The sequence below is a fragment of the Aeoliella straminimaris genome (genome assembly GCF_024054565.1).
Classification (GTDB): Bacteria; Planctomycetota; Planctomycetia; order Pirellulales; family Lacipirellulaceae; genus Aeoliella; species Aeoliella straminimaris.
This window is the reverse complement of record NZ_JAMXLR010000024.1, coordinates 23,099-42,827: the sequence shown is the minus strand read 5'-3', so window position 1 is coordinate 42,827 and position 19,729 is coordinate 23,099. Positions and strand designations below refer to the sequence as shown.

Sequence of the window (19,729 nt, the reverse complement as noted above, 5' to 3'; positions counted from 1 at the left end):
GGAACCATGCGACTTCGTGTATCACTCGCCGAACCTCCCCTGATCGTCTCCGACGATCGAGACCGCATGTTTCAGTTGATGCAAGCATGCTACGAGAACCTCGACCGGCAACAGTTCGACGCCGACTTGAACCAGAAGTGGCTTGTCATTCAGGTCTACGATCCGGCCACCGAGCAACTCGTGGGCTTTTCCACGCAGGTTGTCATCCATACTCGCCTCGACGGCCGCATGATTCGCGCGCTCTACTCCGGCGATACGGTCATGGCGCCTGAATACTGGGGCGACATGGCGCTCGCTAATGCATGGGGGCGATTGGCCCTGCAACTGATTGACGAGGCCGGCTCCGAACCGCTTTATTGGTTTCTTACCTCCAAAGGTTTCCGCACCTATCGTTACTTGCCGCTGTTTTTCCGGCAGTTCAGCCCCCGTCATGGCAGCGTCGTATCCGTGCAAGACGACCGCCTGATCGCCGCCTTCGGTCGGCAGATCGCTGGCGACGCCTACGACCACCAGCACCGCATCATCAGGGCCGATCCGCAAAAGTACTTCACGCGGGCCAGGGCCGTCGATCCTGGGCTGCGGGTGCATCACGATGCTCACGTCCGGTATTTCGTCGAGCAAAACCCGTCCTACGCCCGAGGAGACGAACTCTGCTGCCTGGCTCCGCTCAGCCGCGACAACTTCACCCGCCTGGCGTATCGGGTGATCGATGCCAACGCCGCCTGCAATTCGACCACCTAGCATGCCATCGCCCTTTGTCTATAACTCCTGCTGGATGATATGGTGCGGACGCGAGTCACGCGCCTACCAGCGCGACGCCAGGCGTGTTCAGCGAACGCAGGAGTATCGTTTGCAGCGCATTGTTACTGGCAATCAGGCCACCTGGTTTGGCGAGCAACATCGCTTTCGCCAAGCCAGCAGCGTCGAACAGTTCCGCCGGCTGACTCCGCTCACGACTTACGATGACTACGCGCCAGCGATCGAACGGATCGCCGCGGGGCAGGCAAACGTCCTGACGGCCGAGCCAGTCGAACTGCTTCAGCCTACCAGTGGAACTACGTCGGCCGAGAAGCTGATTCCTTACACGGCCGGCTTGCGGCGCGAGTTCCAACGGGCGATTCGCGTGTGGATCGGCAACCTGTACGCTGGCCGTCCCACGGTCCGGCGAGGCTACGCCTACTGGTCGATCTCGCCGCTGGCGTACGCCCAGCGGAGTACGGCGGGCGGGGTGCCGATCGGTTTCGACGACGACGCCAGCTATCTTGGCACCTTCGAGCGTCTGCTGCTCTGGCACACCATGGCCGCGCCGCTGGCCATCGCGGAGTGCGACAGCCTCGAGTCGGCTTTCTACGCCACACTGTTTTTCCTGTTGCGATGCCCACAGCTCGCGCTCATCTCGGTCTGGAGTCCCACTTTCTTGAGCGGGATGTTGCAGCTACTCACCGCGCACGCCGCGCAACTGTGCGACGACGTGGCTCAGGGCACCATTTCGCGCAATCTCCCCCCCTCGCTCGCCACCCCATGCCCGCCCCGCCCCCAGCGAGCCGACCAACTGCGGGCCATCTTGCTGTCCGACTCGCGGTCCCCTCATTGGGTGCGGGACATCTGGCCGGGCCTGGCGGTGGTGAGTTGCTGGACCGATGGCCCTTCGGCCAGCTACGCAGCGCAGCTACAGCAGCAACTGGCCGACATCGAGGTCCAACCCAAGGGGCTGCTCTCTACCGAAGCGATGGTGAGCATTCCGCTGCTGAACCAACCTGGCGCGGGCCTGGCCATCCGCTCGCACTTCTACGAGTTCCAGCCCGTCGATAACGCGGGAGCACTGACCAACGAGGAAACCCTGCTGGCCCACGAACTTCAGCCTGGCCAGCAGTATCGCGTGGTAGTCACTACCTCTGGTGGACTCTATCGCTATCAGACGATGGATCAAGTGCGGGTGGTCGGATTCTACCACCAGGTGCCGCTCCTGCGGTTCGTCGGCAAAGGCGATCGCACGTCGGACCTGGTGGGTGAGAAACTCAACGCAGCCTTTGTGCAATCGGTGCTCGAACAGACTTTTGCCAAACGGAGGCTCACGCCGCAGTCGGTGGACCTGGCCGCCCAGCAACACGCGCAGCCCTACTACCTGTTGCGACTGGTCGACCCCCAACTCGCTCGTGCCCCTAACCTGTGCGAGCAGTTGCGGTCGGAAGTCGAGACCGCGCTGCGCACCAACCCCCAGTACGCCTACGCGATCGACGCCGGCCAACTGGGCGGCCTGCGGCTCGAGGCCACCGCCCCGCAACACCAAGACGGGCACGCCCCCATCGCCGACTCCAGCGCTGGCCCAACGCTCCACCATGGCAACTTCAAACCAGACTCCCTCTCGCTTCCAACACAAGCCCCCCACGCCCCTCGCCCGCTCGGCACCGCAGGGAGCAATGGGACAGCCTAATGCCCCAGCTACCCCGAATAGGTTTGCAGGGGGAGTTGCTTGTTCAGTGGTTCTTCGCCTCTTGTGAGTCTTGGTACGAATCCTGGTTCTCTGCTGCGGTATGTTGTTTGGCTGATTTTCTGGACTCGATGAGTTCAAATACCACTACTTCATTCGAGTAGTCGAGTCGCCAACACGTAACTTCCTCTCCCATCACGACTTCGACAAGTGCGTACCGACGGACCTTGAAGTAAGTTGTTAGCGCTAAATTCAACCAATACAGAAAACGGTCGTAGTGTGAGATCGGAACCAACAGGCATCTTTTGAGGCGCGTATGCAACGCCCTTGGCGGCGGGGCAACATCTTTACATTCCGACCTCGGCTTTCCTTCCGGTGTGCAGAACGTGAACGGGGTGTCCGTCCCGGGCGTGTAAGTCAACTGTGTTACCCCCCCTTTTGCTGCGTACCCCAAGACATTCCCCCAACTGCTGAGCAGGTCGACGTGAATCTGCTTTGCAGGTTGCTGCCCAACTCGCATGGGATAGAGCTGAAACTTCTTCATCGGTCAATTTCCCACAGGTCCACCCACCAGGGATCCGATGGGGACAGCCAACTCAGACTTACCATGTCGCGAGCGTCGCTGAGAGATTGTACTGCCGGGGGGGGATACCCAACCTCCCCCCTCTCCCTCCTCCCATCACTGCATCTACGATCCCTTTGGTAGTCCCCTACCCATCCAGATCTCCGCACCGTGGCTCATCGTCCAGTGAGCTCAAGGTCTTGGCACTATGTCGTTGCAACCAAGCTCCGAGGACTGATGGATAGCGATGAGTGTCCCCGTTGATAGCGATCGTGAGTGGTCTGCTGTCTGAAAATCGCTGTAGAAATCGGTCGTGGGGCGGGTCTAATGGTGTTGCGGCATGGTCGGTGAGCGAGCCTCCAATCTAGTTGCTTCCCCCTGCGATTCCACCGGTAACGTGGGGACGAGCAGTAACCCCATCGCGAGCGAAATCGCACGGGGGAGGAAACTTGGCTGCTTCGCGAGTTTTGGGCCAGCGATATGAGTTTTGGGCCCACTTGGGAGTATTGGGCCACCTCGCTGGATAGCTGGGGAACAACTCACCGGGTTTTGTCGCACCTGGTAGCTGGTTGAGACTGCAAAACAAGAGGCTTCACCACCTGGGGGGTGACCAAAACCCGGGGAGTATTGGGCCCATGGATGGTGTGGGTGGAAGTTGGCCCAAAAAAACGTGGGGACAAACGTCCGAGTGGCGGCGGTCGTGATGGCCAAGGTGGTGAGGCGGCCTAGCCGAGTCGCAGGCCGGTGGGCAGCGATTCGCCGAACACCTGGCTGCGTTCTTCGGCGTCGAGTGTACCGCCGGTGCGGACGAGCTGTACCAGGTGGTCCGCGGCGCCGGTGCGCTCGAGCCACGCGGAAACCCGATCGCGCTGCGAGGCCTCCAGGTCGCGGTGGCGATCGCCGGTGGTGCGGGCCAGTTGCATGACAACCAGCGGTGCGATGGGCTCGTCTGCATCGAGTTGCATCACGGTGTCGACCCACTTCGCGGCGCGACTGGCAGGAACCAACGTGTTGAGAGGACCATAAACGGGCACCCGTTGCCCCAGGCGGCCGAGGGTCCACAGCATCGCGCTGCGGACCGGCTCGAGCTTGCGTTTGGGCAATAGCTCGACAATGGCACCTCCGAGTTCTGTTTTGACAGGCACCGGCAACAATTCGAGCGAACCGAGCAGCCGCCATACTTCGGCCGACTGGGCTGGGTCGATGGCCGCGGCCGAGCTAGAGGCCTTGCCACCAGTAAAGCGTCGATGCAGACCACGCGTCGCGGCAAGCAGTGGCTCGGCGATAGTGAGTTGCTGCCCGCGCGACAAACCGCCCGCGATGCGACGCCAGAGGATGAGCGATTCGGCTTGCGAAGCTGGGTGCGCCAGTCGGTTGCGCACGGTGCGCCACGTTTCGGCGACGCGCCAATCGTCCACGGCAAAACCGTACCCGGGACGCAGCGCGTAGCCGGCCAGGTTCAGCCAGCGGGCTTCGTGCTGGGCCGACTGCCGGCGGCCTGGTTCGTGTTGCATGAGCATTTCCCACATCCGCCGCAACAACGAGGTGGGCCACTGGTGCTTGGGGTCGCCGGTCGCCTGCACCAGTTCGTTCATCAACTTCGAAGGTTTCAGATTCCCCCCTTTATCAAACACCCGTTCGATGGCCACCCTGCATTGCTCGATCGTATCATCGTCGATGATTCCCTCGCCTTCGGCGGCCGACTCATGGGCGGCGATGTCGGTCTCGGTGGTCGAGCGGATGTCGAACTGCAATCGCCAACTGCGATTGGAATCGGCATCGCGACAGGAGAGTTCCAGCGAACCGATCTCGGAGAGGTGCGCATGCAGCCGGGCGTCGACGGTGGTGGTTTCGCGTTTGCGGCCAGCATCGAGCACCGTCCGAATTGGCGGCAGTGGAGTCAGTTCGACCGGGTCGACTTCGATTACTTCGCCGGGTGCGTCGGTCAGGCGGGTGCTGGAGACGTACAGCGGGAACTCGACCGGCTCGGCAAGCGTGAGCTGCAGGGCGCTGGGGATTTCGAAATCCTGTCCTGCTGCGGCGCTGCCGGGAGCCAGGCACACCGCCATGGGGCGATCGCCGTGACCTGTGCTGTCGACACCGACGTAGTAACTGCGGGCCAGCGTGGCCGTGATGCCAACGCCCTCGCCACGACGCACCATGCCGTAGTACGCGGCGCCGCGAGCCACGGCCAGGTCCAAGCGAGCGTGGTCGAGCACCAATGGCGACCAGGCAGCGTTGTCCGCATTGAACCAGGAGGAAAGCACTTCGAGCAACCGATCGCGGAGCACCGGCGAGGCAAAAAAGCCACCGTTGAACAACACGATGTCGGGCCGCGCGGGATCGTGATCGGTGGTGGGACTGTCGTCGCCGGTCGTGCGGTGCGTTTCCAGGAAGGTCGCCAGGTAACGCGTGATGCCAGCGTCGGTGGCGTAAGGCAAACCAAAGTCCTGAAAGCCCGACTGCCGGCGGGTGGGTCGGTCGCCCAGCGCCGTGCGAGGCAGAAAACCGTCGACGAGCACCTGCTCGGCTTCGCTGCGGGTAAGTTCGACCTGCTGGGCCCCGCCGATCAGTTTGGAGCTTTTGGAAGGAAGGTTGAGCGTAAACACCTCGGGCGGCGAATCGCCCAACAGCGTCTCCTTGGCTCGCCGGGCGGTACGGACCAGCACGTCCCATTGCTCGGGGGGCAGTTTGCCATCGCCGGCAAGTTTCCGCTCGACGAAACGTGCCAGGGCCAGGTCGAGGTTGTCGCCACCGAGAATGAGATGCTCGCCCACCGCCACGCGATGGAATTCGACGTCGCCCTCGCGGTCGCTCGCGCGGACGCGAATGAGCGTGAAATCGGAGGTACCGCCACCGATGTCGCACACCAGGATCTTCTGCCCCGGCGAGACCTGTTCGCGCCAGGAGTCGGTATGACGATCGACCCACGCATAAAACGCGGCCTGCGGCTCCTCGATCAGCATCACCCGCGGCAGCTCGGCCGCCTTGGCTGCCGCGATGGTCAGCTCGCGGGCCACCTCGTCGAACGACGCCGGCAGTGTGATCACCAGGTCCTGTTCGGCGAGTGGAAACTTGGGAAACGCCTGCTGCCAACAATCGCGAAGGTGGGCCAGGTAAGCGGCCGTTACGTCAACTGGCGACAGCCGCTGCACGTCGTCGTCGCCCTGCCAGGGCAGCAGTTCGGCAGTGCGGTCGACACCGGCATGGCACAGCCAGCTCTTTGCCGAGGCGATCAGCCGGCCCGGTTTGGCCGAACCTTCGTCGCGGGCCATGGCGCCCACGGCCGTGCGTGGTTTGCCTTTCGACCAAGGCAGCGCCAACGCACCGGCATCGGCTTCAGCGGCGGTTGCTTCGTAGTGAAACGACGGCAGCGTGTCGCGAGGTTCCACCTGAAACGGCGCCACCAGTTGCGGAACGCTCAGCACCTGCACGCGCCAGGGCTTGGCCTCGGTGTCGACGTAGGCCATCGCCGAGTTGGTGGTGCCCAGGTCGATGCCCACCACGTAGCGGGGCGTTTGCGTTCGATCGTCCTGATCGGTTGCCACGATGTGATCCCTTTTCGATCGTTACAGATGGATGGCGATTTAAGGATTGGCCGGCTGGATACCAAGCTTGCTTTCCAGCGTCTTGAACAGTTCCTCGTTGCTCTTACCACCGCCGGTGACGGCCGAGTCGGAGAACAACAGCAACGGCAACCCGGTCTTCAGAGCGGCCCACTCCGCGCCGTGCTTGCGGAGGCGATCGGAGATCTTCGACTTGAGCTTTGTATCCAACACGACGCGCTCGCCCGCCAGACTGATGGCCCGCTGCCGCGCTCGGCCAAGGGGAGGCGGGTGGTTGCCTTCCAGCAACCAATTGTGGTACTCGGCAAATTTATCGGGAGCAAACTGCCAGACCGCCATCGCCAGTTGGGCGTAGTCGCAGGCGCTCTTGCGGCCGCGCCGGCCGGCGGGCATGTTGTCGTTGCACTCGCTGCTCAAGGCTACCGGGCGAACGATAATGGCAAACTGATCGCCATACCGCTCGCGGGCCGCTTCGATGCGCGGCCTGAGCTGGCGACAATGCGGACAGGTGTAGTCCATCATCTCGACGATCACATAGGTGGCATCGGATTGACCCAGCATCGGCTCGACGTCCGCATCGATGGGCCGCGGCAGCGCCGCGAACCCCAACAAGCGGTGGGCCGGTTCGTCTGGCTGGCTGGAAGTCGGCTGTTTGTCCCTGGGGGCGTTCTCCATGAAGTCGGGTGCCTCACCGGAGTCGTCGGAATCGTCGGTCGAGTCGACATTCGGCGCGGGTTGCAACGCGACTTCCTGCATGGCCTGCGACGTATCGGTTGGCAACACGATCTGTCCGAGCACCAACGCGGCGACACCCATTGCACCGACCAGCAGGCTGGCCGCCGTGTGCAGAGGCGTACTCGACTCGTTGTGCGAAGCGACGATGCCCGGGATGCTGCCGCCGCCAGAGACCACGGTGCTGCGTGCATCGCGGTACTGATTGCGAGTGGACAAGTACAGCCCGACGGTCATGCAAGCGATGGCCAATCCGCAGGAGTGAGCCGTCATGCAGAACAGGCAGAACGATTGGATCTCGAACAATTGCAGACCAACGAACCAGATGCCCGCCCCCACGGCCATCAGCGACAGCGCACCCAGCAGGTTCATGGCCATGCCTCGCGGCGAGAGGGCCGCGGGCCAGGCTACCAGGGCGATGGCCAGATAGACCACGCCCCCCAGCAAGGCCACCGGCACGCCCAGCCACTTCGACCACGAACTGGTGAGCACGCTCTCGCAATCGAACCCTTCGACACCGCAGCTGGCCACGTCCGGACCGTTGAAGGACTCGAATACCAGATAAGCCGAAGCGCCCACGGCCACCAGAGCGGCGAGGGTAATCAGCGTGGCGAGGATTTTGGCAACGTTGGACATAGTGCGCAGAAAGGACAAATGGCAATCCTCTATTTTAGCACAACCTCGGCTGCAGCTCTCGCCCCGGAAAAATCAGGGTCCAGGTGCAAATCTGGCTATCTGGCCACCCGCAGCGGGGCAATCGTCGGCCCGGAACTGGTCACGACAAACAGGCCCACCAGGGCCCCATCCGAAGTGGCCACAACGGCGGCGCCATGCCAGTCGTCGAGATCTGCTCCATCGGGGTCCACCTGCCACACGTCGCCCGACTGGGTGAGCAGCGCCCGAGACAGCGAATGAATCACCGAACTGGCGCCCGAGTCGCCGGCCACCGATCGCACCAGGCAGCAGTCCTCGGGCTCAGGTGGCGTACGGACCCGATCGGCGGGAATCGCATGGGATGCCGGCACGCGATGCTCCAGCGGCAACACGGCCACCCCGCCCTTGCGCCGCCCAATGTCGAAGTTGCCTCCCAGTTCGGCCAAGGGACCTTTGCTGCCGGGGGCGAACAAGTCGAGATGCCAGGTGTCGTCCAACGCGTCCTCGGGAGCATATGCGGCGCCGTCCGGCGCGAAGAGTTGCTGCCCTTTATCGGTGGCGACCACCACCGCGCTGGAGTCCTGGTCGTACGAGCGCGTGAACCCCAGGTACTTCTGCTTCCAAGTGGCACGCAGAATCACCGTGGGCGGAAGTGGGAAGTCGATCAAGCTGACGGTCGAAGCGTCTTCCGTCCAATCGGCGTCTTCTTCGGCATGCAGCGTAAACACATGCCCCGGCTGAACGGCAGTCGCCTGATCGTCGTCGGCCGGGGTAATGAACGAGACCCCACCGCGAGCAATCGTGGTGAGCGACTCGGCCTTGAGCGAAAAGCCAGTAAACCCGGCGTCGATCCCCAGGCCGCTGGTGGCCCAGAACTTCGAGTTAGCGCGAACCAGGTTCTTGTAGGCCGAGTCGATCCGGACCCGCACGTCGACATAGCGAGTATCACTGGCCAGATCGACACTCAGCACCTGGCCCACATCGACACCTCGCCAGGAGACGGGAGCATCGGCAGTCAAACCGTAACTGCTGTCGCCGCGCAGCACGACCTCCATGCCCGAGCGATAGGCATCCCCTGCAGGCGGCGTGGCCAGCCCCTCGAACTCCAGTTGCTGCTGGGCATCCTGCGCTGCGGGGCTCACGGCAATGTATTTGGCGCCGATCGCTGTATCGAGCCCGCGAACCTCGACCAGGCTGATTTGCGGGCGGACAATCCAGAATCGGGTTCCTTCGCGAGCGATTTCCTCCGCGCCGGCCAGCAGGGTGACTTCGACTTCGATGCTCTCGAGGTCGCTGGCCAATTCAATGCGGTCGACATGTCCCACCTCAATGCCGCGGTGCCGGACAAAGTCGCCGACGGTCAGGCCGTGGCCCTCGGGAAAGCGGATGGTGATGGTCGGACCGACGGACTCCGTCGAGCGCCACACCAGCAGCCCAGCTACCACAAGCGCCGCGGCGGTAGCCCACCACATTTTCGAATTGCCAATCACCCGCCGCGGCTCGAGCCTGGCGGTAGGAAACTCGTCCGTGGGTTGATCGGGGGTGCGAGATTGGGTGGTCATAGGCAAGTCGAAGTGAAAAAAGGGTCCGCACGAGCCAAGCTCGCGTCGATGGTCAATCTTCTTCCCAGATGGATTGGGGATCGAACGATAGCGAGGCCAACATGCTCATTGCCACACACAGCACGAAAGCCAGCACCGCGGGGCCAAAGTGGAACTCGACCATGTCGCCCACCTTCACCATCATCACCAAGAAGGCCAAGAGCAGCACGTCCATCATGCTCCACTTGCCCAGGTGCTCCATCAATCGCAGGGTCCAGGCCTTTTGCTTGCGCTCCAGCAGCTCGAGCAGGCTGAGTTCCAGGAGCAACACGATTTTGGTAAGCGGAAACACGATGGAGAACACCAGCACCACGATGCCCACGAACCAACTACCATGCGCCAACAGATCGAAAATGCCGCCCAGGATACTGGCCTGGTGCATGTGCCCCAGTTGTTCGATCTTCAGCACCGGCAGCAGCACTGCCGGCCAGAACAGAATGAATGCCGCCAAGGCCGCGGCCGCCGTGCGACTAGCCGATTGCTGGCGCGAGGCGTGCGTCACGAATCGCGAACCACAGCGGATGCAGACTGGTTGCATGTCCGGTGGGGCCGGTGGCAGGCGATGGATCAGTCCGCAGCAATGACATGCTCGATGATTCTGCATGAGCTCTTACCCAGGGCCGACGGTGTGAAAAACATCCACCACCCACCACTCGATGTACCACATCAGCGGTGTACGGTGCCCAAGCACCAGCACAGGAAAATACACCCACATCACCATATACCAATAGTCGTTGTGAGTCGCCTCGCGGAGCCAAAAGGCGAGCCCAAGCACGGGGCCACTGCTCAAAACGTAGCCAACCAGCCCAACCACCACATACAACGCTACCCGATTCAGCCAGTGCGACTTCGAGTCGGGGTTGGTGCGTTTCGTGAACATGGCCCGAACCACGGGGGGTATTCGCCGGTCGCGGGGATTTCTTGCCCGTTGTTACTACCCTTTGGCGTCGGCCAGCAGTTTCAGGGCTCGATCGATCCGCGCCAGGCAGCGTTGCTGGCCGAGGATGGCCAGGGTTTCGAACATGCCAAAGCCAACCGCTTTGCCGGTGACGGCCACGCGAATGGCGTGGATGATCTGCCCGATCTTGATGCCCTGCTGTTCGACGAAATCGTGCAGCAACTTATCGAGCGACTCGGCATCGAACCCCTTGGCGTCGGCCAGCTTCGCGCGAAATGCCGTGAGCAACTCGGCGGCATCGTCGGGTTTCACCAGTCGCTTGCCAAACGCTTTTTCGTCGTAGGACAACTGGTCGTCGGCGGTGAAGAAGTCGTCAAACTCGAGGATGTCGCCAAACACCGTGATGCGGTCGCCGGCCGCCTCGACAATCTGCGTAACGTACTCGGCCACGTCGCAGGGCGGTGGATCGGAAACCAAGCCGGCCCGTTTGAGGAACTCCACACTGCGGGCGACCTTCTGCTTGGTGGGCAGCGCGTTCATCGCTCGCTGCTGAAAGGCCAACAGTTTCTGAGCGTCGAAGCTCGCCGGGGCCTTGTTCACCCTAGCGAGCGTAAAGTGCTGAATCATCTCCTCGCGGGAAAATTCCTCGGTCGAGTCGTCCAGCGACCAGCCAAGCAACACCAGATAATTCAGAATGGCATCGGGCAGGAAGCCAACCTCTTCGTAGAAGTCGACGATCACCGGATTGAACGTCTCGGCACTGGTCTCGAGGCCCAACCGCTCGGCGATCTGCTGGCCCTTGTTGTTGAGCGCGGCGAAATCCCGATTCTTCAGGTACTTCTCGAGCTTCCGCTTGCTCAGTTTGTTCTTGCTGCCCGGCTCGGCGACGTACGGCACGTGGGCGAATTCCGGCAGCGGGTAGCCCAACGCCTGGGCAATGAACACCTGCCGTGGCGTGTTCGACAGGTGCTCTTCGGCACGGACCACGTGCGTGATCTTGAAGTCGTGGTCGTCGACCACCGTAGCCAGGTGGTACAGGCACGAACCATCGGCCCGCTGTACCACATGGTCCTGCTCGCGGCCCCAGTCGAACTTTACGGTGCCGCGGACCAGGTCGTTGATCTCGAGCGTTCCCTCGGTGGGCATCTTCAGCCGCATGACGCCCTGCCGGCCCTCGGCCTCGAACGCGGTGGCTTGCTCGGGCGTCTCAGCCATCCACTTGCGGCTGTAGCGAAACGGCTCGCCCGCAGCCTGGGCGGCTTCGCGTTCGGCGGTCAGTTCTTCGGTCGTGGCAAAATCGCGGTAAGCCGCGCCTGTTTCCAGCAGTTTCTCGACGGCTGCCTGATAACGCTCGCTGCGCTGCGACTGAAAGTACGGGGCATAAGGACCATCGACCTCGGGCCCCTCGTCCCACTCGAGGCCCAGCCAGCGAAAACCGTGCAGGATCGGCGCGAGCGCCGCCTCGACGTTCCGCTGCTGGTCGGTATCGTCGATGCGGAGCAAAAACTGGCCGCCGGCACCTTTGGCCAGCAGCCAGTTGAACAACGCAGTGCGGACACCGCCAATATGAAGGTAGCCGGTCGGGCTGGGGGCGAATCGGGTACGAACGGACATGAGAGCCTGGTGAGTAACTGCGGAAAGATGGGGAATCGCGAGCGATTCGTTCATTCAATCCGCAGTTTACTCGATCGCGGGCGGCATACGAAGATGGCACGCTCCAGGCGTCCCGCTATGCTATGCCGCGCGGCGGCTGGCTTTTTGTTGCCGCATCCGCTTACGTTCGGCCTTACTCAGTTTGCGCGTGGGCTGACCCTCGTCGTCGTAGCTCTCGCTGTAGCCGTCGCTGCCATCGGTCCAACGCGGTTCGGCCGCGGTAGCGGGCTGCTCCTCGGCCTGCTTCTTCTTGCCGGCCTTCCGCTGGCGGGACGACCGATTGTCGCTGGACTGCTCGCTCTGGGAGTCGGTTTCTTCCCAGGCCGCCGAGGTGGTCGTCTCCTTGGCAATCTTCACTTCCGCTACTCGCGACTTCTGCGGCTTGCTCGCCACGCCGGCCGTGATGTCGTGCCGCAGGAATCGCATGTAGGCCACCAGCGACGTGGCGGTCAGCAAGTAGCACCCAACCTGCGAGAGCTTGGCAATCATTGCTGCCGCACTGCCACCCAAGCCGGCAACCGACCCCAGGACGGAAATACCGCCCACGATGGCGCCAATTACCAGCAGCGACATCGCCAGCTTGCTTTCCTTGGTATCCAACAGCACGCGGATACCCACCCAGCCCATGGCCAGGCCACCCAGCAGCAGCCACCACTCAGCGCCACCGGCCAGCAACTGCATGCCGGTGACTGTAGCGAGTTTTTGGGCCACCACGGTGTGCAGGCCGGTCACGGCATCCACGCTCAGCAGCACTGCCAGCACGGCCGCCCCGCGCCACAGGCGATGCCGCCCCTTGTAGTCGTCTACTCGGTGGCGGCGGACCGCCAATACCATCACCGATAGCATGGCGACCGCCAGCATGGCGGTCGAAGCCACCCACGTGGCAAGCGACGTCGAACTGGTAGCATCCGCCAGCGCCAGCGAGTCAGGCCCTGCGACTCGGCTGATTGTTTCGCGATAGATGTGAATGGCACCAAGGCCGGCAACGCTCGCCAGACTGCCAGCCACCGCCACCGCCGGCACAAGTAGCTGGGTGGGAAAGTGCCGCTTTGCCAGTGCTCCGCCGACGCTGCCGTCGGGCAAGGCATAACGACGGCCTTCGCCGCCGGTACGTTGCTCCTCGGCCGGCGAGTGGGAAGCCATCTCGCGCGAGGCACTCAATACTTCTTCCTGCAAAATGCGACGTCGACGTCCTTGTCGGGCACCGCTCATAAGCTCGGGTCCTTGAACTTGAGGTGGGGGGAAGGCAAACCAGGGGAGAACCACCGCCGCGCCATCCGCGAAGCATCCCGCTTCGATTGCAACGGCCGAGGGGGCAATGGCAGCCGCGCCAGGTTATCCGGCGGGCGCATTGGGTGCGATCGCTCCGCACCGGGCGACCTGCATGTATGCACTTCGACACTTCCGCTGCTAGGCAATCAGCACTCTTCCGACAAGTTACTTTTGGCGCGGTGGTATCGACTAGGTAAACCTTGCCGACAACGGAATCTACTGCGAGGACAACGACCCGCTCATGCTGGATTTGTCTGCGGAAAACCCACCCCGATTTCACCGCTCGTTTCGTTGCTTGCTCTCGGGGCGTAACCTACGGTTGCATGGAAATGCCACACGCTTTGATCTGCGTCTTGTAGAGTCCTCAGAGTGTGTTGCAGTCGGGGGCAGACTAACTTGCATCACGCCACGAACGGCCACCAATGACCGAACCCACCCCACTTGATCCATTTGAGCCCGAATCGCCAACTGCCGCACAGGTTGCGCCAGTCGACACCAAACGAGTCTCGGATGAACTTCTGCGGCTCAAAGAAGCGGCGGCCGAAGATGGCTTAATGGAGTTGCCCGAGGACCTCAACGGCAAGAAGTTTCAAAAGCAACTGGTGAAGGCCCGTCTGGGCTCGGCCACCGGTTTGTTTGTCGCCCTCAGGGCCAAGCATCCGGTCACCGCCAGCCACTGCTTGCGAGTCGCCCTGGTGTGTAGTGGCTGGTCGGCCGCGTCCGGTCTTTCGGAGGAAGAGCGCGACGCATTGGAGGTGGCGGCGCTGCTGCACGACATTGGCAAGATTGGCGTCCCAGACGCAATTCTGATGAAACCGGGTCGCCTGCAACCCGACGAAGTGGCCGCCATGGCGTCGAGCCGACACCTGGCCGTCGAGATGCTGTCGGCCGCTGGCGCCCCGCAACTAGTGCTCGACACCGTACTGACTGCCGGCGCCTGGTTCAATGGAACCAACAAGGAATTGCCACTCTCCCAAGATCAGATTCCAGTCACCGCGCGGATGCTGGCCATTGCCGATGCCTTCGACTCGATGACCACCGACCACGTCTATCGCCGCGCCCGTTCGCGAGAGCGAGCGGTGGCCGAGCTGTTCGACTACGCCGACAAGCAGTTCGATCCCCAGTTGGTGAGAGAATTTGGCGAACTGGTCACTCACGACCAGCGGGTACTGACTGATCAGGTCGCCAGTCGCTGGCTGACGGACCTGTCGATGGAATGGAATCCGCCCGGCGGTTCGACCAGCGTCCTGCGTCCTGGCGACCGACGTCAGCCCAGCACCAATGCGTTGTTCGAGACCAAATTGGTGAACAACATGCACGATGGGGTGGTGTTCGTCGACACCCAGCGGCAGATCTTCATGTGGAACACCGGCTGCGAACGCTTGACCGGTATCGCCGGGGCAGCCGCCTGCGGGCGAAAGTTCGAACCGAGCCTACTACAGCTCTCCAACGCCCGCGGCAGCCTGATTCCCGATACCGAATGCCCCGTGGCACGCAGCCTGAATCACGGCACACAGCTCCTGGAGCGCGTCGGCGTACTGGGCCGAAGCGGCCGGCACGTGACGATCGACCTGCATGTGGTGCCCGTGCACGACGATCAAGGTACCTGTTGCGGTGCAACACTGCTGATGCACGACGCCTCGAGTGAGACGTCGCTGGAAGAACGTTGTCAGGCACTGCACACGCAGATGACCAAGGATCCGCTGACACAAGTCGCCAATCGGGCGGAATTCGATCGGATGCTCGCATTGTTTGTCGAAGCTCACCAGGAGACCGAGCTTAGCTGCAGCTTGATCATGTCCGACATCGACCACTTCAAACAGATCAACGACACGTTCGGCCATCAAGCCGGCGACGAGGCGATCGTCACGTTTGCCTCGCTGCTGAAATCGATGTGCCGATCGGGCGACCTGGTTGCCCGCTACGGCGGCGAGGAATTCGCCGTACTTTGTGCCGACTGCGACAATGCCACGGCCGCGACTCGAGCCGAAGCGATGCGCAAGAAGTTGGCCGAAACGACACACGAACAGCTTTCCAATCACTCCGTGACCGCCAGCTTCGGCGTAACCGAACTGCAGGCGGGAGACACCCCCGAGTTGATGCTGCGACGGTCGGACCGCGCGCTGCTGCAAGCCAAGGATCAAGGGCGAAACCAAGTTGTGCAGTTGGGGAACGGCATGCCTGAAGAAGGAACGAAAATGAGTTGGTTCAGCTTCAAGCCCTGGAAGGGTGGTGCGCTCGTCGACACCACCCTATCGACCATTGTGCCCATCGAATTGGCCATTGAAAAGCTGCGGGGATTCATCTCCGACCGCGAAGCTCGCATTCTTCGCGTGACCGAAGACGAGGTGCGGCTCGAGGTGAGCGAAATCGCCAACCTGAAGAATGGCGGCTCGCAGACGATGACGTTCGTCATCGAGATCAAGTTCGGCCAGGAACGCAAAGCGGGTACCAATGCGGCCGGTCTTGCGATGGGCGAGTACGTGCACACCGTGGCCAACGTGAAGATTCGACCAAAACGCGAACGCGATCGCCGTCGGGGTCAGGTCGTCGACCGGGCACGTTTGCTGCTCTCCAGCCTGAAGTCCTACATGATGGCCAAGGAGTCGATTGCCGAACCCGTCGCTGCCGCCGGCGAGTAAGCTGGCAACTCGGTAGACCATTTCCCCCATCTTCCCATCGGACGAGATTATCCCATCATGTCCATCACCACGACCAACACCGCCGCCAAGTCAGACAATCTCCAGCACACCGCAACCGTGGTGGACGAGGCGTTTGCCGACCTGCCGGACCTGGCCATTCGGGTGGACGAAGCGCAATCCGCGACTTCCGCCGGACACTATGTGGCGGAGACCGAGCGGCTGGTTTCCCGGATTTCGCAACAGCTCAAAGCCATCGACCGGCAACGCAGCCGGCTGGTGCAACTGCTCCGTGGGCTGGATACCCCCAGCCCGGCCGAGACTTCTGGCACCCGCGACTAGACTGCTTCGCGATTCTTTTTTATGGCCGGTTTTTTCGTCGGCTGCGCGGATGTGCGTGGCCGCACCTCATTGTCGGTGCCCCGATAGGCCTGTATGTTGATAGTGAGGTCAGCAATCTGGACATTGCCGGCCGGAACGCAATTTGCACTCAACTTGGGTGATGAGCGCTGCGCACTTGCGCGTGCTTCTGGTGCGTTAACACTTACGTTGACTCGAACATACGGAGGCCTGCCATGGCTTATTCGCTGCCCGACCTGCCCTACCCCACTGATGCTTTGGAGCCCCATATCGACGCCAAGACGATGGAAATCCATCACGGCAAGCATCACAACGCTTACGTCACCAAGGTGAACGACGCGCTGGCTTCCGCTGGCCTGCCCGATATGCCGATCGAGGAACTGTGCGCCAAGCTCGACACCGTACCGGAGAACGTCCGTGGCGCCGTGCGCAACAATGGCGGTGGCCACGCCAATCACTCGCTGTTCTGGACCGTCATGAGCCCCAAGGGTGGCGGCAAGCCGACCGGCGATCTGGCCGCCGCGATTGACGCCGAGCTGGGAGGTTTTGAGAAGTTCAAGGAAGCTTTCGCCAACGCAGCGGCCACTCGTTTCGGCAGCGGCTGGGCATGGCTGTCGGTGGATGGCGGCAAGCTGAAGGTGGAGAGCACACCCAACCAGGACAATCCCTGGATGGAAGGCCGCACGCCGATCCTGGGCATCGACGTCTGGGAGCACGCTTACTACCTGCACTACCAGAACCGTCGTCCCGACTACGTCGCCGCCTTCTGGAACGTGATCGACTGGGACGCTGTCGGCAAGCGATACGCCGACGCCAAGTAGGGCAAACGCAGTGCCTGTCAGGCGATCAGCCTGACCGTACAGCTAGCAGCGCCGCTGCTGGCGTGCACTGTTCTGCAGATTGCTGTGAGGAATAACACTCGGGAGGTACGAATCGCCGTTGACGGCAGATTGCGACTCTCTATAATCGCCGCGCGCCAGCATTCCTGGCGTGCGGTTTTTTTGTTGGATTGCCGGAAATATTAGACTCCGCTGGAGACTCTTCGCCCGGATAACCGATTTGCCTCGATGGAGCGCTTAAGGAAATCCTGCGTCTCCTGCGCCCGTTACTCACCAGCGAAGGATCGCTAGCGTGAAAACGGCTGGTTCGCCAGTGGCACTACTCAAAGGCATGGAAGCCATGAAGACGACTAACTTCTCGCTCGCAGCGGCTGCATTGTTCGCCCTCGGACTCGCCACCGGGTGCCAATCAACCGGTTCGAGATACGCCTGGATGAATCCGGCGAATTTGTGGAATCGCTCTGCTGAATCCGCCATCGTGGACGGCGCACCGGAACTGCCATCGGCCAAGCTAGCCGCCAATAAAGGCGACGCCCCGCCGATTGCCAGCGCTCCGCCGGCAAGTCCACCCACAACGTCGGTCGCGACGTCGCCTCCTACCGCCGACTACGGCGTATTTCCGGCCGCCCCGCCATCGGGTCTGCCTAAGACCAACAGCCTAGCTGCCAGCACGCCGGCACCAAGCGCTGGCGGTATGGCTCCGCAAACGGGCCCCTATTCCGCCACGTCGCCTACCACTATAGCCAGCAAGACCGCACCACCTGCGGGCTCCGGCTTGCCGGGTTCGCAGCCGACCGCGGGCTCGACGGCTCCTTCGACAAATTCGCTGCTCGCAACGACTCCACCAACCGATCGCTACTCTACATCGGCGGGTAACCTCGACCGCTACACGACGCCAAGTTCCGATCCGTTGGCTAGCGCTGCTCCGCCGGCCGCCGCGCCACCAACGGTCACTGCCCCGACTAGCCCCGGACCGTCGGCTACCGATACCGGCCTGGCTGCCGCCGCTCCCACGGCCCCTGGCAGTTACCAACCTCGGTCGCGGTACGATACACCTTCGGTGAGTGTGGCAGACATTCTGGCACCATCGGCCCCCGCGTCGTCGAACCCGCCGTCGGTCACGCCGCCAGTGGCTACCAACATTCCGACGAGCAGCTCACCCTATCGAGCAACCACACCGGAGCCAACCGCGCCCGCAAGTTCGCAGGCCGTTGCTTCCGTCAAATTGCCGAGCACACCCGGTGGCTATCGTCCGGGCGGCACTTCGACCTATCCCACCACACAGGCCTCGGCCATCGACGTGGCAACGCGACCGGCGGGCAGCGAATCGCCCGCCGCGCCGTCGACCAATACCACGCCGTCGGCCTACGGCACGCCGGCCTACCGTTGAGCCTCTTTGGGCAACAACGCGACTGCAAACCTAGCGAGGCCGTCCGCAACACCTGTTGCGGACGGCCTCGTCTGTTGACTCTCGATTGGCTGGCCAGCTGAGTTCTACCAGCCCAGTACCATGTTCGACTCGATTACCTTACGGGCTTGCTCGAGATCGACGCCTGTTTCGTGCATGTAAAGGCGAATGGCGTGCACCTTGTCGCCAGCGGCCTTGCTCAGGCAATCGCGGGCGGTATGGCAGATGTCGACTTCTTCGGCGATGCCAAGGGCACTCTTCGAAATAACCCAGGTATCACGCGGGCGCTTCGTCATACGAATGACGTTTTCCGATGGGTAGGCGTCGGATACGACGCCACTGGCCGTGTCGGCGTCGGCAGCCCACGTGATGATGATGTGATTGTCGGTTTCTACTTCGAACAATGGCATGGGTCATTCCTTTCCAAATATAGGGGGCGTATACCCGTCCCCCTCGAATGAAATCACATAGCCTGTGATAGGGTCCAGGTCCTGGGGAGCGGCGGCGGCCTTGCCATGAACCACCCCAGCGAGGTGCCGGAGAAGCCCACAACCGCTCGCCCACCGTAATTTAGGTTACCCCCAGGTTTGGGTCAACGAACCACCCCCCTTTCGGGCCAGCGGAGGACCGAAGCAGCGAAATCGGACTCGGGGCCCCGAGGATGCACGGCGGGGATTTGGAGGCCGCCCGAAAGCTCAGGCCGCGCGACGCCGCACTAGCCACCCGGCGCCGGCGACGCCAATCCCCAGCAACCCCATGGAAGACGGCTCGGGAACGGCAGAAACGGCAGAACCCTCCCCCAGGCCATCGCCGAAGTGTTCTCTCCAAACCAGATAGTCAGCAGCGTCGACCACGCCGGCACTATCATCAGCTTCGTCGCCGTTGCCAGCCAGATCGAAATCCGTCCCGAGATGGTTCCGCCAGACCGTGTAGTCGGCCAGGTCGACCTGGCCATCGTTGTTGAAGTCACCCGGCAGGTCCGTCAGCAGCGGAACCAGCAGTCGCACAATGCCGTCATGCTTGTTGATAACGAAAATCTGCCCCGCGGTATTCATGCTGAAGCGGGTATCGGCGCGGGGAGCGGCCGACAAACCGCGTGCTTGTCGGGCTTCGT

At 62.3% G+C, this 19,729-nt stretch carries 16 protein-coding genes; 6 read left to right on the top strand and 10 right to left on the bottom strand.

The window, feature by feature from the left end:
* Positions 1-6: 6 nt before the first annotated feature.
* Positions 7-741: a hypothetical protein gene (locus NG895_RS05865; RefSeq protein ID WP_252851534.1), complete on the top strand. Its 735-nt coding sequence runs from the start codon at positions 7-9 to the stop codon at positions 739-741.
* A gap of 1 nt (position 742) precedes the next feature.
* Entirely contained in the window at positions 743-2,434 is a 1,692-nt protein-coding gene (locus NG895_RS05860) for a GH3 auxin-responsive promoter family protein (RefSeq protein ID WP_252851533.1), read from the top strand.
* A gap of 43 nt (positions 2,435-2,477) precedes the next feature.
* On the opposite strand, the gene NG895_RS05855 is transcribed toward NG895_RS05860, so the two are convergent.
* The 8 genes from NG895_RS05855 to NG895_RS05820 form a co-directional block, all read right to left on the bottom strand.
* Positions 2,478-2,975, bottom strand: coding sequence for a hypothetical protein (locus tag NG895_RS05855; RefSeq protein WP_252851532.1), 498 nt, complete (start codon positions 2,973-2,975; stop codon positions 2,478-2,480).
* A gap of 743 nt (positions 2,976-3,718) precedes the next feature.
* On the bottom strand, positions 3,719-6,541 hold the full coding sequence (locus tag NG895_RS05850) for a hsp70 family protein (protein WP_252851531.1): 2,823 nt from the start codon (positions 6,539-6,541) through the stop codon (positions 3,719-3,721).
* Between the two features lie 39 nt (positions 6,542-6,580).
* Positions 6,581-7,927: a vitamin K epoxide reductase family protein gene (locus tag NG895_RS05845; protein WP_252851530.1), complete on the bottom strand. Its 1,347-nt coding sequence runs from the start codon at positions 7,925-7,927 to the stop codon at positions 6,581-6,583.
* Positions 7,928-8,022: 95 nt separating this feature from the next.
* Positions 8,023-9,507, bottom strand: coding sequence for an MlaD family protein (locus NG895_RS05840; protein WP_252851529.1), 1,485 nt, complete (start codon positions 9,505-9,507; stop codon positions 8,023-8,025).
* Positions 9,508-9,559: 52 nt separating this feature from the next.
* Positions 9,560-10,150: a paraquat-inducible protein A gene (locus NG895_RS05835; protein ID WP_252851528.1), complete on the bottom strand. Its 591-nt coding sequence runs from the start codon at positions 10,148-10,150 to the stop codon at positions 9,560-9,562.
* Positions 10,151-10,156: 6 nt separating this feature from the next.
* Positions 10,157-10,426, bottom strand: coding sequence for a hypothetical protein (locus tag NG895_RS05830; protein ID WP_252851527.1), 270 nt, complete (start codon positions 10,424-10,426; stop codon positions 10,157-10,159).
* Between the two features lie 54 nt (positions 10,427-10,480).
* Entirely contained in the window at positions 10,481-12,058 is a 1,578-nt protein-coding gene (gene gltX / locus NG895_RS05825) for a glutamate--tRNA ligase (protein WP_252851526.1), read from the bottom strand.
* 120 nt (positions 12,059-12,178) lie between these two features.
* Positions 12,179-13,309 carry a hypothetical protein gene (locus NG895_RS05820; RefSeq protein ID WP_252851525.1) on the bottom strand — a complete coding sequence of 377 codons (1,131 nt, stop codon included), beginning with the start codon at positions 13,307-13,309 and terminating at the stop codon, positions 12,179-12,181.
* A 482-nt stretch (positions 13,310-13,791) separates the two neighbouring features.
* Between NG895_RS05820 and NG895_RS05815 the strand changes: the two genes are divergently transcribed.
* The 4 genes from NG895_RS05815 to NG895_RS05800 all read left to right on the top strand — a co-directional run bounded on the left by NG895_RS05815 (position 13,792) and on the right by NG895_RS05800 (position 18,597).
* Positions 13,792-16,011 carry a diguanylate cyclase gene (locus NG895_RS05815; RefSeq protein WP_252851524.1) on the top strand — a complete coding sequence of 740 codons (2,220 nt, stop codon included), beginning with the start codon at positions 13,792-13,794 and terminating at the stop codon, positions 16,009-16,011.
* A gap of 57 nt (positions 16,012-16,068) precedes the next feature.
* On the top strand, positions 16,069-16,350 hold the full coding sequence (locus tag NG895_RS05810; RefSeq protein ID WP_252851523.1) for a hypothetical protein: 282 nt from the start codon (positions 16,069-16,071) through the stop codon (positions 16,348-16,350).
* Between the two features lie 233 nt (positions 16,351-16,583).
* The gene (locus NG895_RS05805; protein ID WP_252851522.1) at positions 16,584-17,189 is read left to right on the top strand and encodes a superoxide dismutase; all 606 of its coding nucleotides are present in this window, start codon (positions 16,584-16,586) and stop codon (positions 17,187-17,189) included.
* Positions 17,190-17,547: 358 nt separating this feature from the next.
* Positions 17,548-18,597, top strand: a complete 1,050-nt coding sequence (locus NG895_RS05800; protein ID WP_252851521.1) for a hypothetical protein — start codon at positions 17,548-17,550, stop codon at positions 18,595-18,597.
* A gap of 104 nt (positions 18,598-18,701) precedes the next feature.
* Here NG895_RS05800 and NG895_RS05795 read toward each other — a convergent pair whose 3' ends face one another.
* Both NG895_RS05795 and NG895_RS05790 read right to left on the bottom strand, forming a co-directional pair.
* A complete protein-coding gene (locus NG895_RS05795; RefSeq protein ID WP_252851520.1) occupies positions 18,702-19,025 on the bottom strand; it encodes a DUF6793 family protein in 324 nt (107 codons plus the stop codon).
* A gap of 285 nt (positions 19,026-19,310) precedes the next feature.
* On the bottom strand, positions 19,311-19,706 hold the full coding sequence (locus NG895_RS05790) for a PEP-CTERM sorting domain-containing protein (protein ID WP_252851519.1): 396 nt from the start codon (positions 19,704-19,706) through the stop codon (positions 19,311-19,313).
* Between the last annotated feature and the right edge of the window lie 23 nt (positions 19,707-19,729).